This window comes from Corynebacterium sp. LK10 (assembly GCF_008042455.1).
Classification (GTDB): domain Bacteria; phylum Actinomycetota; class Actinomycetes; order Mycobacteriales; family Mycobacteriaceae; genus Corynebacterium; species Corynebacterium jeikeium_D.
On sequence record NZ_NOVT01000022.1, the window covers coordinates 73,056 to 87,527 of the forward strand.

Annotated in this window: 12 protein-coding genes; all 12 read left to right on the top strand. The window is 60.1% G+C overall.

Annotated features, from left to right (window positions below; translation table 11 throughout):
• Positions 1-8: 8 nt before the first annotated feature.
• Positions 9-3,368, top strand: coding sequence for a carbamoyl-phosphate synthase large subunit (gene carB, locus CHU70_RS09765; RefSeq protein ID WP_049193726.1), 3,360 nt, complete (start codon positions 9-11; stop codon positions 3,366-3,368).
• A 1-nt stretch (position 3,369) separates the two neighbouring features.
• Positions 3,370-4,239: an orotidine-5'-phosphate decarboxylase gene (gene pyrF / locus CHU70_RS09770; RefSeq protein ID WP_070438379.1), complete on the top strand. Its 870-nt coding sequence runs from the start codon at positions 3,370-3,372 to the stop codon at positions 4,237-4,239.
• Positions 4,240-4,660: 421 nt separating this feature from the next.
• Positions 4,661-4,987, top strand: coding sequence for an integration host factor, actinobacterial type (gene mihF, locus CHU70_RS09775; protein WP_016422714.1), 327 nt, complete (start codon positions 4,661-4,663; stop codon positions 4,985-4,987).
• A gap of 5 nt (positions 4,988-4,992) precedes the next feature.
• Entirely contained in the window at positions 4,993-5,565 is a 573-nt protein-coding gene (gene gmk / locus CHU70_RS09780; RefSeq protein WP_070438382.1) for a guanylate kinase, read from the top strand.
• A 117-nt stretch (positions 5,566-5,682) separates the two neighbouring features.
• Positions 5,683-5,961 carry a DNA-directed RNA polymerase subunit omega gene (gene rpoZ, locus CHU70_RS09785; RefSeq protein ID WP_005510796.1) on the top strand — a complete coding sequence of 93 codons (279 nt, stop codon included), beginning with the start codon at positions 5,683-5,685 and terminating at the stop codon, positions 5,959-5,961.
• Between the two features lie 27 nt (positions 5,962-5,988).
• On the top strand, positions 5,989-7,269 hold the full coding sequence (coaBC, locus tag CHU70_RS09790; RefSeq protein WP_070547083.1) for a bifunctional phosphopantothenoylcysteine decarboxylase/phosphopantothenate--cysteine ligase CoaBC: 1,281 nt from the start codon (positions 5,989-5,991) through the stop codon (positions 7,267-7,269).
• A 118-nt stretch (positions 7,270-7,387) separates the two neighbouring features.
• The gene (metK, locus tag CHU70_RS09795; protein WP_147719047.1) at positions 7,388-8,605 is read left to right on the top strand and encodes a methionine adenosyltransferase; all 1,218 of its coding nucleotides are present in this window, start codon (positions 7,388-7,390) and stop codon (positions 8,603-8,605) included.
• Positions 8,606-8,654: 49 nt separating this feature from the next.
• Positions 8,655-10,691: a primosomal protein N' gene (locus CHU70_RS09800; protein WP_147739802.1), complete on the top strand. Its 2,037-nt coding sequence runs from the start codon at positions 8,655-8,657 to the stop codon at positions 10,689-10,691.
• Between the two features lie 60 nt (positions 10,692-10,751).
• The gene (gene def / locus CHU70_RS09805; protein ID WP_016422719.1) at positions 10,752-11,255 is read left to right on the top strand and encodes a peptide deformylase; all 504 of its coding nucleotides are present in this window, start codon (positions 10,752-10,754) and stop codon (positions 11,253-11,255) included.
• Between the two features lie 94 nt (positions 11,256-11,349).
• A complete protein-coding gene (gene fmt, locus CHU70_RS09810; RefSeq protein ID WP_016422720.1) occupies positions 11,350-12,324 on the top strand; it encodes a methionyl-tRNA formyltransferase in 975 nt (324 codons plus the stop codon).
• Positions 12,325-13,782, top strand: a complete 1,458-nt coding sequence (locus CHU70_RS09815) for an RsmB/NOP family class I SAM-dependent RNA methyltransferase (RefSeq protein WP_147719046.1) — start codon at positions 12,325-12,327, stop codon at positions 13,780-13,782.
• Positions 13,783-13,793: 11 nt separating this feature from the next.
• Positions 13,794-14,462 carry a ribulose-phosphate 3-epimerase gene (gene rpe / locus CHU70_RS09820; protein ID WP_016422722.1) on the top strand — a complete coding sequence of 223 codons (669 nt, stop codon included), beginning with the start codon at positions 13,794-13,796 and terminating at the stop codon, positions 14,460-14,462.
• Positions 14,463-14,472: the final 10 nt, after the last annotated feature.

Sequence of the window (14,472 nt, forward strand, 5' to 3'; positions counted from 1 at the left end):
CTAACACCATGCCACGTCGTACAGACATCAACCACGTACTGGTTATCGGCTCCGGCCCGATTGTTATCGGTCAGGCCTGCGAGTTCGACTACTCCGGCACCCAGGCTTGCCGCGTGCTGCGCGAAGAGGGCCTGAGAGTCACGCTGGTCAACTCCAACCCGGCAACGATTATGACTGACCCGGAGTTCGCAGACTCCACCTATATCGAGCCGATTGAAACCAAGTACATCGAAAAGATCCTGGCCAAGGAAGCTGCAGAGGGCAACCCGATTGACGCTGTCCTGGCAACTCTCGGTGGCCAGACTGCACTGAACGCAGCTATTCAGCTGGACCGCGAGGGCATTCTGGAGAAGTACAATGTCGAGCTGATTGGTGCTGATATTCCGGCCATTCAGCGCGGTGAGGATCGCCAGATGTTCAAGGACATCGTCGCCAAGATTGGTGGCGAATCCGCTCGTTCCCGCGTCTGCCACAACATGGAAGAAGTCCATGAGACTGTTGCAGAGCTCGGTCTTCCGGTCGTTGTTCGCCCGTCGTTCACCATGGGCGGTCTGGGTTCCGGTCTGGCCTTCAACCAGGAAGACCTCGACCGTATTGCAGGTGGCGGCCTGGCCGCATCGCCCGAGGCCAATGTTCTGATCGAGGAGTCCATCCTCGGCTGGAAGGAATTTGAGCTCGAGCTCATGCGCGATGGCGACGACAACGTTGTCGTGGTCTGCTCCATTGAAAACGTTGATGCCCTCGGTGTCCACACTGGTGACTCGGTGACTGTCGCTCCGTCGATGACTCTGACCGACCGCGAGTTCCAGACCATGCGTGACCAGGGCATCGCAATTCTGCGTGAGGTCGGCGTTGACACCGGTGGCTGTAACATCCAGTTCGCCATCAACCCGAATGACGGCCGCATCATCACCATTGAGATGAACCCGCGCGTCTCCCGCTCGTCGGCGCTTGCTTCCAAGGCAACTGGTTTCCCGATTGCAAAGATTGCTGCCAAGCTGGCTATCGGCTACACCCTTGATGAGATCACCAACGACATCACCGGTGAAACCCCGGCAGCGTTTGAGCCGGTGCAGGATTACGTGATTGTCAAGGCTCCACGCTTTGCTTTCGAGAAGTTCCCAGGTGCTGACGATACGCTGACCACCACCATGAAGTCCGTCGGTGAGGCCATGGCTATCGGCCGTAACTACATCGGCGCGCTCGGTAAGGTCATGCGTTCGCTGGAGAACAAGCCAGCTGGTTTCTGGACTGTTCCGGATGAGGACTTTGCAGGTGAGCGCGCAAACGATGTCAACGCTGTCCTTGAGGACCTGAAGCGTCCGACTGAAGGTCGCATCTACGACGTTGAGCTGGCTCAGCGTCTGGGTGCTTCCATCGAGCAGATCCACGAAGCTTCCGGCCTGGATCCGTGGTTTATCGCCGAGATGGAAAACCTGCAGGATATCCGCAAGGAGCTTATCGACGCTCCGGTGCTGACCTCCGACCTGCTGCGTGAGGCTAAGTACTGGGGACTGTCCGACGCCCAGATTGCTGCGCTGCGTCCGGAATTGGCCGGGGAAGACGGCGTGCGCGAGCTGCGCTGGCGCCTGAACATCCACCCCGTATTCAAGACTGTCGATACCTGCTCCGCCGAGTTCGAAGCACAGACTCCGTACCACTACTCGGCATACGAGCTGGACCCGGCTGCTGAGTCCGAGGTCGCCCCGCAGACCGAAAAGGAAAAGGTCATCATCCTCGGTTCCGGTCCTAACCGCATCGGCCAGGGTATTGAGTTCGACTACTCCTGTGTCCACGCGGCGCTCGAGCTCTCCCGGGTTGGGTACGAGACCGTCATGGTCAACTGCAACCCGGAAACGGTTTCCACCGACTACGACACCGCAGATCGCCTCTACTTCGAGCCGTTGACTTTCGAGGATGTCCTCGAGGTCTACCACGCTGAGAGCCAGTCCGGAAAGGTCGCAGGCGTCATTGTTCAGCTCGGTGGCCAGACCCCGCTGGGCCTGGCGGAGCGTCTGCAGGCCGCAGGTGTTCCGATTGTCGGCACTAGCCCAGAGGCAATCGACCTGGCTGAGGACCGCGGTGAGTTCGGCAAGGTGCTGGCTGAGGCCAAGCTGCCGGCGCCGGAGTTCGGTACCGCCACCTCCTTCGCAGAAGCTCGCCAGGTTGCCGCTGGTATCGGTTACCCGGTGCTGGTCCGTCCGTCCTACGTCCTCGGCGGCCGTGGCATGGAAATCGTCTACGATGAGGCCACTCTGGAGGACTACATCAACCGCGCTACCGAGCTGTCCAATGAGCACCCGGTACTGGTTGACCGCTTCCTGGACAGCGCCATCGAGATTGATGTTGATGCACTGTGTGATGGGGAAGAGGTCTACCTCGGCGGCGTTATGGAGCACATCGAGGAAGCCGGTATTCACTCCGGCGACTCCGCGTGTGCGCTGCCTCCGATGACTCTGTCTGCAGGCATCATCGACAAGGTGCGTGAATCCACCAAGGCACTGGCACACGGCATCGGTGTCAAGGGCCTGATGAACGTTCAGTACGCACTCAAGGACGAGACGCTCTACGTCATCGAGGCCAACCCGCGTGCATCTCGTACCGTACCGTTTGTCTCCAAGGCAACCTCAGTTCCGCTGGCTAAGGCCGCGTCCCGCGTCATGATGGGCGCTACTATCGCGGAACTGCGCGAAGAGGGCATGATTCCGTCCAACTTCGACGGTGGCTCTCTGCCTGCTGACGCTCCGATTGCGGTTAAGGAAGCCGTCCTGCCGTTCAACCGCTTCCGCGACTTCGAGGGCCGCGCTCTCGACAGCCTGCTGAGCCCGGAGATGAAGTCCACCGGTGAAGTCATGGGCTTGGCAGACAACTTTGGTGCCGCTTTCGCCAAGGGCGAGCTGGCCGGTTTCGGTGAGCTGCCGACCGAGGGCACGATCTTCGTCTCGCTGGCCAACCGCGATAAGCGCACTCTGGTCTTCCCGATCCTCACGCTGGCGGATATGGGCTTCCGCATCCTGGCAACGGAGGGTACGGCCGGTATGCTGCGCCGCAACGGTGTTGAGTGTGAGGTCGTCGCAAAGCGTACGACTGATTCCGATGCGCCGACGGACGAGCGCGACATCGTCGACATGATTCGCGACGGTGAGGTTGACATCATTATCAACACCCCGTCCGGTTCTGCTGGCGCACGCTCTGACGGATATGAGATTCGCGCTGCTGCTGTGAGCCAGGGCGTAACTTGTGTGACCACCGCTCAGGGGGCCGTCGCCGCACTGCAGGGCATTCTGGCACTGCGCAACGGTGAGATGAGCGTTAAGGCTCTGCAGGAACTCCACCCGGCAGAGTTGGCTGCTCAGGAGCAGGCCTAACATGACCGCGAAGGCTGAAGGTTCCGCAGTGCGGACAGTCAAAGGTTTCGGCGATCGCCTCAGCGAGGTTGTCGCCGAGCGCGGTCGGCTCTGCGTGGGCATCGACCCGCACCCGGGGCTGCTGGATGCCTGGCAGTTGCCGCATTCGGCTGACGGTCTAGAGCGTTTTGCCGCCACATGCGTCGAGGCGTTCGGTGACATCGTTGCCGTCGTCAAGCCCCAGGTGGCGTTCTTCGAAGCCTACGGTTCCAAGGGCTTTGCCGTCCTGGAGCGGACGTTGGCGGATCTGAAGGACGCCGGTGCGCTGTCGATTGCAGATGCCAAGCGGGGCGATATCGGTTCGACGATGGCTGCATACGCTGATGCCTGGCTGTCGGATAGCTCGCCGCTAGCCGCCGACGCACTGACGGTATCTCCGTACCTTGGGTTCGGTGCTCTTGATCCGGCGTTTTCGTTGGCGTTGGAGAACGGACGCGGCCTGTTCGTGCTGGCCGCAACGTCCAATCCGGAAGGTGCGTCCGTACAGAAGGCGACGGTTTCGGGTGAGAGTCTGGCTCAGACCATGGTCAACCAGGCAGCCGCTATTAATGCCCGCCAGATTGACGCTGGTGCAAAGGCGGGCAGCATCGGCGTTGTTGTTGGCGCAACGCTTGACGACGCCCCGGTGCTCAGTGACCTGCGTGGTCCCATTCTCATGCCCGGTGTGGGAGCTCAGGGTGGAACCCCGGCCGATGTAGATCGTCTGGCAGGGGAATCCAAGGGGCTTGCACTGCCAAATATTTCGCGTGCAATTCTCTCCGCTGGGCCTGATCCTGCTGCGCTGCGGCGCGCAACTATTGAAGCTGCGGCTCCGTTCCTATCCGAGAGTTAGCAGCGAATCGACAATTTGGCAGAGGCCCGCAGGGCGCACCTCATAGAACAGGTGCCCCTGCGGGCTTCTTCCGTACCTAGCTGCCGAGATTATCCTAATGAGCCTCAGGTGGCGGCGGAGTAGGTATAGGCAAGTTACTGTGACGATTCCTGGGAGATTTCGTACAAAAACCGTGGTCAATTTCCATTCTCCTGGGCAAACGGTGCTACAATCGCCGGAGTTGGTTGACCACGACCGAAAGGTGGGGCGGATAAAGCCCTGGTGTCATTTTTATCGACACCCCGTCAGCATTTGCCTCAACAACCGGTAAGTGCGGTACGGTCTCCAATCGTTAAGCACGGTGTCGTTGCCTGCCCTTGGTGGACGCGAGGCTCGTGCAAGTAAATAAGAAACTAACCAATCTATTTTTACGGAGGAACACGTGGCCCTTCCGCAGTTGACCCCGGAGCAGCGTGCAGCAGCACTCGAGAAGGCAGCTCAGGCCCGCAAGGTACGCGCAGAGCTCAAGGACAAGCTGAAGCGTGGCGCTATCGACCTGCCAGAGGTTCTCAAGCAGGCTGACGAGAACGAGATCATCGGCAAGATGAAGGTCTCCGCTCTGCTCGAGGCTCTGCCGAAGGTCGGCAAGGTCAAGGCACAGGACATCATGAATGACCTGGAGATTGCTCAGACCCGCCGCCTGCGTGGCCTGGGTGACCGTCAGCGTCGCGCTCTGCTGGAGCGCTTCGGCTACGCAGTGGAGGACTAGTCGCAGTGGCCGGGAATGAAAACGGTCAGCTGGTAGTCCTTGCCGGCCCTGCCGGTGTGGGAAAATCCACTGTTGTCAGTCGGCTCCGTGCCGAGGTTCCCGGACTGTACTTCAGCGTTTCCATGACCACCCGCGCCGCACGGCCGGGTGAGGTCGATGGCCGCGACTATTTCTTCGTGACCCCGGAGAAGTTCCAACAGCATATTGATGCAGGAGAGATGCTCGAGTGGGCTGAAATCCACGGTGGTCTGCAGCGTTCTGGAACGCCGCGTGGCCCGGTGGATAAAGCTCTCGCCGAGGGACGTCCGGTACTCGTTGAGGTGGATCTGGCGGGAGCCCGCTCCATCCGTAAGGTAGCGCCGAATGCTCACCTGCTGTTCTTGGCTCCGCCAAGCTGGGAGATTCTCGTCAGCAGGCTCACTGGTCGTGGCACGGAAACCGAGGCGCAAGTCAAGCGTCGCCTGGAAACCGCGCGAGTGGAAATGGATGCTCAGCACGAATTCGATGAGGTTGTTGTCAACGACAATGTCGATGATGCTGTGGCGGCCATCGCTCAGGCGCTGACTACTGGCAAGTAACAGGGCGACTCCACATCATCGATAGTAGAAATCGTTTCCAAGCAATGGTGTTTCTATTGCTCCGACGGTTTCTATTGTCACCCCAGTAACTCACGTTCTATTGAGGAAAGATTTCTCGTGACCCAGGAAAATACCGCCACCGAGGCAGTGTTCGACCCGCCAATTGGTATTACCAATCCGCCGATCGATGAGCTGCTTGGTAAGGCTTCTTCGAAGTACGCTCTGGCTATCTTCGCTGCCAAGCGTGCACGCCAGATTAATGACTACTACCAGCAGATTGACGAAGGCATGCTGGAGTACGTTGGCCCGCTGGTTACTCCGGGGGTCGCTGAGAAGCCTCTGTCCATCGCTCTTCGTGAAATCAACGCTGGTCTGCTGGACCACACTGAGGGCTAGAGCATTTCCTTAAGGGGAGATATCTGTATGCATGCCGCCGGTAATGCTGACGTATCCGAATGTTTAAAGGTTGTCGTCGGGGTTGCCGGCGGCATCGCTGCATATAAGGCCGCACACGTTGTTCGTGGCTTCAAGGAACTCGGTCACGATGTTCGCGTCGTTCCCACCGAGTCCGCATTGAATTTTGTAGGTGCGGCTACTTTCGAGGCGCTGTCGGGGAACCCGGTGTCGACTACGGTTTTTGACGCAGTCGATGAAGTTCAGCATGTCCGCGTGGGGCAGGAGGCCGACCTCGTCGTCGTGGTTCCCGCGACTGCCGACTTTATGGCGCGTGCCGCACACGGGCGTGCCGACGACCTTCTCACCGCAACTTTGCTTGTGGCGACCTGCCCGGTGGTTCTGGCTCCTGCCATGCACACTGAGATGTGGAACCATCCAGCTACGCGCGATAATGTCGCGATTCTTCGTCGCCATGGCACTATTGTCCTCGATCCGGCCCATGGCCGTTTGACTGGTAAGGACACTGGTCCAGGTCGTCTGCCGGAGCCAGAGCAGATAGTTTCGCTGGCATTAGCGGCAGTCGAGAATCCGCGCCACTTCCGCCGCGACTTCGAGGGCGTGCGCTTCATGATTACTGCCGGTGGCACCCGTGAGGCTATCGACCCGGTACGTTTTATCGGCAACCACTCCTCAGGGCGTCAGGGCTTCGCGCTAGCTGAGATGGCAGCACAGCGTGGCGCTCAGGTCACTGTGGTGGCAGGACATACAGATCAGTTGCCGACACCGCTGGGCGCGAATGTTGTAAAGGTTGATTCCACTTTGGAGATGGCCAAGGCCGCCCACGAACACTCCAAGTTGGCCGATGTCTGCATTTTTGCCGCTGCCGTCGCCGACTTCCGTCCGGCATCGACCGCTGGGGCCAAGATGAAGAAGGGCGTCGCAGACGACGCTTTGAGCAACATCCAGCTCGTAGAAAACCCTGACATTCTGGCTACCACTGTGGAGCGGCGTAAAGCGGGCGAGATTCCGGCAACCACGACGATGGTGGGCTTTGCGGCTGAGACCGGCGACGAGACGACGACGCCACTCGAGCTTGCGAAGCAGAAAATTGTGCGCAAGGGCTGCGATTTGCTCATGTGTAACGACGTCTCAGGTGGGCAAACTTTCGGTGCGACGGACAATGTCGGATGGTTGTTGTCTCTCGATGGCGAGCAGTGGGACGTGCCGCGGGGCTCAAAATTCTCGGTGGCCGGTTCGATTTTGGATGCAGTTTCCGAGCTGCGACAGGAACCTCAGCCAGCGGAGTAGCGGAGGCCTACTACGGCGACTGAACCGCTTGGTCTATAATTATCGAATCAAACGAAAACCCACGCCGCAGCGACACCGCAGGCGTGGGGAAATGATCTAGAAGAAAGTTGTACTGCTCGTGGCCTCTAATCTTCGGCTGTTTTCCAGTGAATCTGTTACCGAGGGGCACCCAGATAAGATTTGCGACTCGATTTCGGACTCCATCCTTGACGCTATGCTCGCGCAGGATTCTGCATCGATGGTCGCCGTTGAGACTGTGGTGACTACCGGTTTAGTCCATGTTGTTGGCGAAGTTCGCACGAAGAGCTACGTTGACATCCCCGGTATTGTCCGGAGTCGACTGAAGGAGATCGGTTTCGATTCTTCTGAAAAGGGCTTTGACGGCAAGACCTGCGGCGTCTCCGTTTCGATCGGTGAGCAGTCCTCAGATATTCACGACGGTGTGCACACTTCTCTGGAAGCACGCAGCTCTGATGGCGAAGTCGAAGCAGAAGATCTCAAGGGCGCTGGCGACCAGGGGCTGATGTTCGGCTACGCTACCAACGAAACTCCGGAGTACATGCCGCTACCGATTGCGCTGGCACACCGCCTGGCTCGCCGCTTGACGCAGGTACGCAAGGAAGGCATCGTCCCATCGCTTCGACCGGATGGTAAGACTCAGGTCACCTTCGCTTACGACGAAGACAATAACCCGGTGTACTTGGACACTGTTGTGGTGTCCACGCAGCACGACCCGGATGTGACCCAGGAGTGGATTACCGAGCAGATTAAGACTCACGTAGTCGATTGGGTGCTCGACGACGCTAACTTGCGCGAGCGCTTTGTTACCGAAGAATTGAAGCTGCTGGTCAACCCGTCTGGCCAATTTATTATCGGTGGGCCGATGGGCGATGCCGGCCTGACCGGCCGCAAGATTATCGTCGACACTTATGGCGGTATGGCTCGTCACGGTGGCGGCGCATTCTCGGGTAAGGACCCGTCAAAGGTGGACCGCTCCGGCGCTTATGCCACCCGTTGGGTTGCGAAGAATGCCGTGGCTGCGGGTCTGGCTGACCGCCTGGAGATTCAGGTCGCCTACGCTATCGGCCGCGCTCGCCCGGTAGGCCTTTACGTCGACTCTTTCGGCACCGGTCACGTTTCGGACGACGCCATCCGCGAGGCTATCAACAAGGTCTTCGACCTTCGTCCGGCCGCTATTATTCGTGACCTGGACTTGCTGCGCCCGATTTATGCGCAGACCTCCACCTACGGTCACTTCGGCCGAACTGACTTGGACCTGCCGTGGGAGCAACTCAACCGTGTTGAAGAGCTCCGCGCAGCCGCTGGCCTGGGATAAACACCACCCGCCAGCATGACCCTGGGGTGGGGAAGTAGAGTAAGACTCTATGACCGACGCCCCTTTCGCACCCGCCGCCGCAGCTGAGAAGCTGCCTGTCGCGCGGGTGCTTCCACTTTTGGGGCTGCCGCAGTTGGATCGCCCCTTCGATTACCTGGTTCCGCGCGCGCTAGCGGAGGAAGCGGTTGTCGGTTGCCGGGTGCGGATTCGATTCCACGGCCAATTGGTCAATGCGCTGGTGCTGGAGCGCTGTGCCACGCCCACTCACGACGGCAAACTGTCCTATCTCAAGGATGTCATCAGCACTGAGGTTGTCTATCCGCCACAGCTTCGACGGTTGGTGGATTCTCTGGCGGAGTATTACGGCGCAACACGCTCAAACATCATTCGATCCGCCATCCCAACCCGTCATGCACGGGCCGAACGTGCCCGCAAGGAGAAGATGCCCCCAACGTGGGAGGAATTGGGAAAGCTTGCCACCGAGGATCCGGACCTTTCCGCGTGGGGCAACTATGTCTTCGGCGAATCCTTTGTCGATTCCGTCCGCAAGGGCGCCCCGGCACGCGCAGCGTGGCAGCCAGTTCCAGGGGAACAGGTGGCAGCCATGCTCGCCGCGCTCAGCGTTTTGGTCGCCCGCGATGGTGGCGGTGTTCTCATCATTGTGCCGGACGCACGCACGCAGGCACGCTTCGAGAGCGCTTTTCGCGAGCTCATTTCTGCCCGTCAGCTCACTCTTCTCGGGGCTGGTCTCGGTCCCGAGCCCCGCTATCGCCGCTACCTGGATATCCTGCACGGCCAGGGGCGCATAGTCGTCGGAACGCGCTCGGCAGCGTACGCCCCAGTGCAGAATCTGCGTTTAGCAGTGATTGTCGATGATGGCGATGACAACCTCGTAGACCCCCGCGCACCCTACGTCCACTCTCGCGAGGTGCTGGTCACGCGAAGTGCGCAGGAGGGATGCGCTCTTATTTTTGCATCGTATAGCCGTACAGCAGAGGTGCAGCTGCTGGTCTCCTCAGGTTGGGCGCACAATCTGGTTGCAGGCGCCGACGCCCTGGCTGAATCCATGCCGGAGATGATTGCCTCCACGGACACTTCCGAAGACCCGGATGACGTCAGTAGGGGACGCCTTCCTGCCATCGCTTTTCGACGGGCAAAAGCCGCGCTGCGCGAAGAGCTTCCGATTCTGGTCCAGGTACCCCGCAAGGGATATGTACCGACATTGTCGTGTCGTTCCTGTGGTGCTCCTGCGCGCTGTCGCTGGTGTAACGGTCCACTGGGAATTCCACCGTCCGATAACCCGGACGATCCGGCGCCGCCGACCTGTCGGTGGTGTGGCCGCATCGACATCCACCACCGTTGCCATAGCTGCGGTTCCACCAAGATTCGGCCAGTCGTGGTCGGCAGTGAACGTACGGCGGAAGAGTTTGGTCGTATTTTCAGTCCATTCCCAGTCGTCGCTTCCTCTGGCGAACGGATTGTTGACGACATTCCCGAAGGCCCGAGGGTCGTGGTGGCCACGCCGGGAGCCGAGCCTTATGCGCCGGAGGGCTACGGTGCAGTGATGCTGCTGGACACTTGGGCGATGCTCGGCCGGCAGGACTTGCGCGCTCATGAAGAGGCCTATGCGCATTGGTCTCGAGCTGTCACGCTTGCGCGACCGCGGGAGCGAGGAGGGGCAGTGGTTATCGATGCGGATGCTGCAGTCCCGACTGTGGCCGATCTTCTGGCATGGGACGCGGTAGGCGCTGCGAACAGGGAATTGGCCGACCGTACAGCCGCCACTCTGCCTCCGGCCTTTCACGTGGCAGCGGTGGACGGGACTGAAGAGGGCCTGCGTAACTTCATGGAGTCCCTGGAGGTTCCATCGGGCGCGGAAATCCTGGGGCCGGTAGACCTTCCCCGCAACGCCAGACCACCAGCAGGCGTGGAACCGGGTACACCTATTCAGCGGATGTTGGTGCGCTGTGACCGTCGGCAAGCACGGGCGGTGGGAGCGGCGTTGAAGGCAGCACAGGTCGTTCGAGCGACCAGGAAGGACCCGACGCCGGTGCGCGTTGTCGTCGATCCGATTAATTTCGGCTAGCTGCTAAAATGAGCGCGTTATCGCTTGATTCACACCAGTTTTCTTGGAGGCTCTAAGTTCATGGCAGTTCGTGAGGTACGTCTTTTCGGCGATCCGGTGTTGCTGTCCAAGGCGGATACCGTCACTGATTTCGACGCGACGCTGTCGCACCTGATTGATGACATGTTCGACACGATGGACGAGCAACAGGGCGTCGGGCTCGCGGCAAACCAGGTCGGCGTGCTGCAGCGCGTTTTCGTCTACGACTGCAACGGCACCCGCGGGCACATCGTCAATCCGGAATGGGAAGCCATCGGCGACGAGACTGTCCACGAAATCGAAGGATGCCTATCTATCCCGGGTATTAATGGACCCGTGACTCGACACGCACGTGTGCGCGTTACTGGCCAGGATCGCCACGGCACACCGGTGAGCTTCGAAGCTGATGATTTGCTGGCTCGCTGTGTGCAGCATGAAAGCGACCACCTGGATGGTGTGCTGTTTTTGAAGCGTCTCGAGGGCGACGAGCGCAAGACCGCGATGCGTTCTCTGCGTGAGCAGGACTGGTTCCTCAACCGCGGTTAACTCACCTGCGCCTAGACCCCTGGGTGTGGCGCCCCGAGTTTCATCACTAGATTAACTAGAACAACTAGGTCCACCAGGAAGGAATCCACTTACTGTGCGCCTGATTTTTGCCGGAACCCCGGAACCTGCTGTCGTTGCACTGAAGAAGTTGCTCGAAGACTCCCGTCATGAAATCGTCGCTGTTCTCACTCGCCCCGATGCCCGCCGTGGCCGCGGTAAGTCGCTTTCGCCCTCGCCGGTGAAGGCGCTGGCCTTGGAACACGACATTCCCGTGCTCACCCCGACGACCCTGCGCGATGAAGAGATCCAGCAGCAGATCCGCGAATTAAACGCCGACTGCATCCCGGTGGTCGCCTACGGCAATCTCGTGCCGGAGGAATTGCTCGATGTACCGACGCACGGCTGGGTCAATCTGCATTTCTCACTGCTTCCTGCTTGGCGAGGTGCCGCGCCGGTGCAGGCAGCTATCGCTGCCGGCGATGAAGTCACGGGTGCCAGTACTTTCCGGATTGAAAAGGGTCTGGATACCGGACCAGTTTTCGGTACCGTCACCGAAGCGATTCGCCCGACCGATAATGCCGACGACCTTTTGACCCGCCTGGCATACTCCGGCGCGGATCTTCTAGCCGCCACCATGGACGGCATCGAAGCCGGTGCGTTGCGTCCGACCGCTCAGCCAGAACAGGATGTCAGTTACGCCGCTAAGTTCGGGCCGGAGGATGCCCGAATCGTTTGGACTCAGCCGCGACATCTTCTTGACCGCCGCGCTCGTGCATTCACGCCTGCCCCAGGTGCGTGGACAACTCTCGACGGCGCACGTTTGAAGGTCGGAGAGCTCACCCCGCTTTCCGACGAGGACAGCGCCGCGGTCGACGAGGTGCGAAAGGCAGCTGCTCCGGAGGCGGCAGCCGCCACACCGGGTGAGTTGGTAGTGGAGAAGCACCGAGTATCTGTGCGTTGTGCCGATGGCTATGTGCAGCTGGTGAAGGTGCAGCCACAGGGTAAGAAGATGATGGATGCGTCCGACTGGGCGCGAGGTAGCCAACCCGGCGGAAAGGTCTGCGAGTAAATGGGCAACGACAAACCCCGCCACACCGGTGGCGGACGGCAGCGCGGCAACCGCAGCGGACAGAACCGCAATGACCGCAACCGTAACCGTGACAACAGAGGTGGGGACAATCGCGGTGGCATTGACCAACCGCGCAAGGTCGCACTGAAGGTACTAGCCGACGTTCGCGAGAATGATGCTTACGCGAACCTGCTGCTGCCCAAGTTGCTGAAGGCACACAAGCTCAAGGGTCGGGATGCTGCTTTTGCAACTGAGCTGACGTACGGCACACTGCGGGCGGAAGGCCTGTTGGATGCCGTGATTGAGGCATCGTCGTCACGTCCGTTAAGCGATATTGCTGGACCGGTGATGGACGTGCTGCGCCTGGGCACGTACCAGCTGCTGCGTACGCGCGTCGATGTCTACGCGGCGGTCGATACCTCGGTGCGGGCGGTGGCGAAGGTAGCGGGACCTGGTGCGCGCGGCTTTGTCAATGCCATTTTGAGGAAAGTTTCCTCGAAGACCGAAGGCGAATGGGTGGCTGAGGTCGCGCCGGATCCTGCGACCGATCCGATTAGCTACGTAGCGATGAAGCATGCCCACCCGCGCTGGATTGCGATGGAGTTTGCCCGCGCACTCGGTGCACAAGCCGGTGAGCTGCAGCAGGCACTCGCTGCCGACGATGCGCGCCCGGTGGTGCACTTGGTCGCTCGTCCGGGCGAGATTACTGCTGAGGAATTGGCACTGATCACCGGCGGTGAAGAGGGACCGTGGTCGCCGTACTGCGTGCGCTTGGATTCCGGTGCCCCAGGAGAATTGGAGCCGGTCCGACAGGGCTTGGCTGCGGTGCAGGACGAGGGTTCTCAGCTCATTGCGCGTGCCGTCACCATGGCACCCGTTGCCGGTGAAGACAGCGGCCGCTGGTTAGATTTGTGTTCCGGCCCCGGTGGTAAGTCAGCTTTCATCGGCGGCATCGCAGCTATTGAGGGCGCGAAGCTCGACGCTGTTGAGGTATCTGCGACTCGCGCAGAACTGGTGAAAAAAGCCACGGCCGGGCTGCCAGTGACTGTAACCGTTGCGGATGGTCGCGATACCGGGCTGGAGGCAGGCTTTGACCGCATTTTGGTAGACGCGCCGTGCTCTGGTTTGGGCTCGCTTCGCCGTCGCCCGGAAGCGCGCTGGCGGAAGTCGCCGTCCGATCTGAACTCCTTGACTGCGCTGCAGTTTGAACTGCTCAGTGAAGCTGTGCGTCTGGCACGGCCGGGTGGCATCATCGTCTATTCCACGTGTTCTCCGCATCTGCGGGAAACCAGGGGCATTGTCGATAGGGCAGTGACGGAATTGCCGGTGACGGAGCTGAATGCACACGAGTTGGTAGCGCCGATGACTGATGTCGGACCGTATCCATCTGTGCAGATGTGGCCACACCGCCACGGTACCGATGCGATGTTCTTCTCAGTTTTGCGCAAGAACGACTAGGCTCAGAGGTTATGAGCGCACCAATTATTGCCCCGTCCATTCTCGCTGCTGACTTCGCTCGCCTCGACCGCGAGGTTGAGGCTGTAGCCAATGCAGATTGGCTGCATATCGACGTCATGGATGGCCACTTCGTTCCCAACCTGTCCTTCGGCGCTCCGGTGCTGGAGGCCGTAGCTGCGGTGACGGACAAGTACTTGGATGTCCATCTCATGATTGAGAACCCGGAGAAGTGGGTCGACACCTACATTAAGGCGGGGGCGAGCTCCGTTATTTTCCATGTGGAAGCCGTCGACGATGCCATCGCACTGGCACGCCACATTCGTTCCCAGGGCGTGAAGGCCGGGTTCTCGCTGCGCCCGGGTACCCCAATTGAGCCGTGGCTGGATCACCTCGCCGAATTCGACGAGGTGCTGGTCATGAGTGTCGAACCCGGTTTCGGGGGCCAGTCCTTTATGCCGGATCAGCTAACCAAGGTCGAGAAGCTGCGTCAGCGCATTGATGCCGAAGGTCTGGATACTCTGATCGAGATTGACGGTGGTATCTCCGCCAAGACCATCGAATCCGCTGCCGCCGCCGGTTGCGACGCCTTCGTTGCAGGGTCGGCCGTTTTCGGCGCTGATGATCGTGCGGCGGCTGTCGATGAGCTGCGCGCATTGGCCACTACTGCTGCAACTAAGTAGACGGCGGTGA

What these genes read in the sequence shown, in the direction of transcription:
- def (WP_016422719.1), top strand. Translation starts at nt 10,752, where the DNA reads ATGGCAGTTCGTGAGGTACGTCTTTTCGGCGATCCGGTGTTGCTGTCC.
- pyrF (WP_070438379.1), top strand. Translation starts at nt 3,370, where the DNA reads ATGACCGCGAAGGCTGAAGGTTCCGCAGTGCGGACAGTCAAAGGTTTC.
- rpe (WP_016422722.1), top strand. Translation starts at nt 13,794, where the DNA reads ATGAGCGCACCAATTATTGCCCCGTCCATTCTCGCTGCTGACTTCGCT.
- CHU70_RS09800 (WP_147739802.1), top strand. Translation starts at nt 8,655, where the DNA reads ATGACCGACGCCCCTTTCGCACCCGCCGCCGCAGCTGAGAAGCTGCCT.
- coaBC (WP_070547083.1), top strand. Translation starts at nt 5,989, where the DNA reads ATGCATGCCGCCGGTAATGCTGACGTATCCGAATGTTTAAAGGTTGTC.
- CHU70_RS09815 (WP_147719046.1), top strand. Translation starts at nt 12,325, where the DNA reads ATGGGCAACGACAAACCCCGCCACACCGGTGGCGGACGGCAGCGCGGC.
- carB (WP_049193726.1), top strand. Translation starts at nt 9, where the DNA reads ATGCCACGTCGTACAGACATCAACCACGTACTGGTTATCGGCTCCGGC.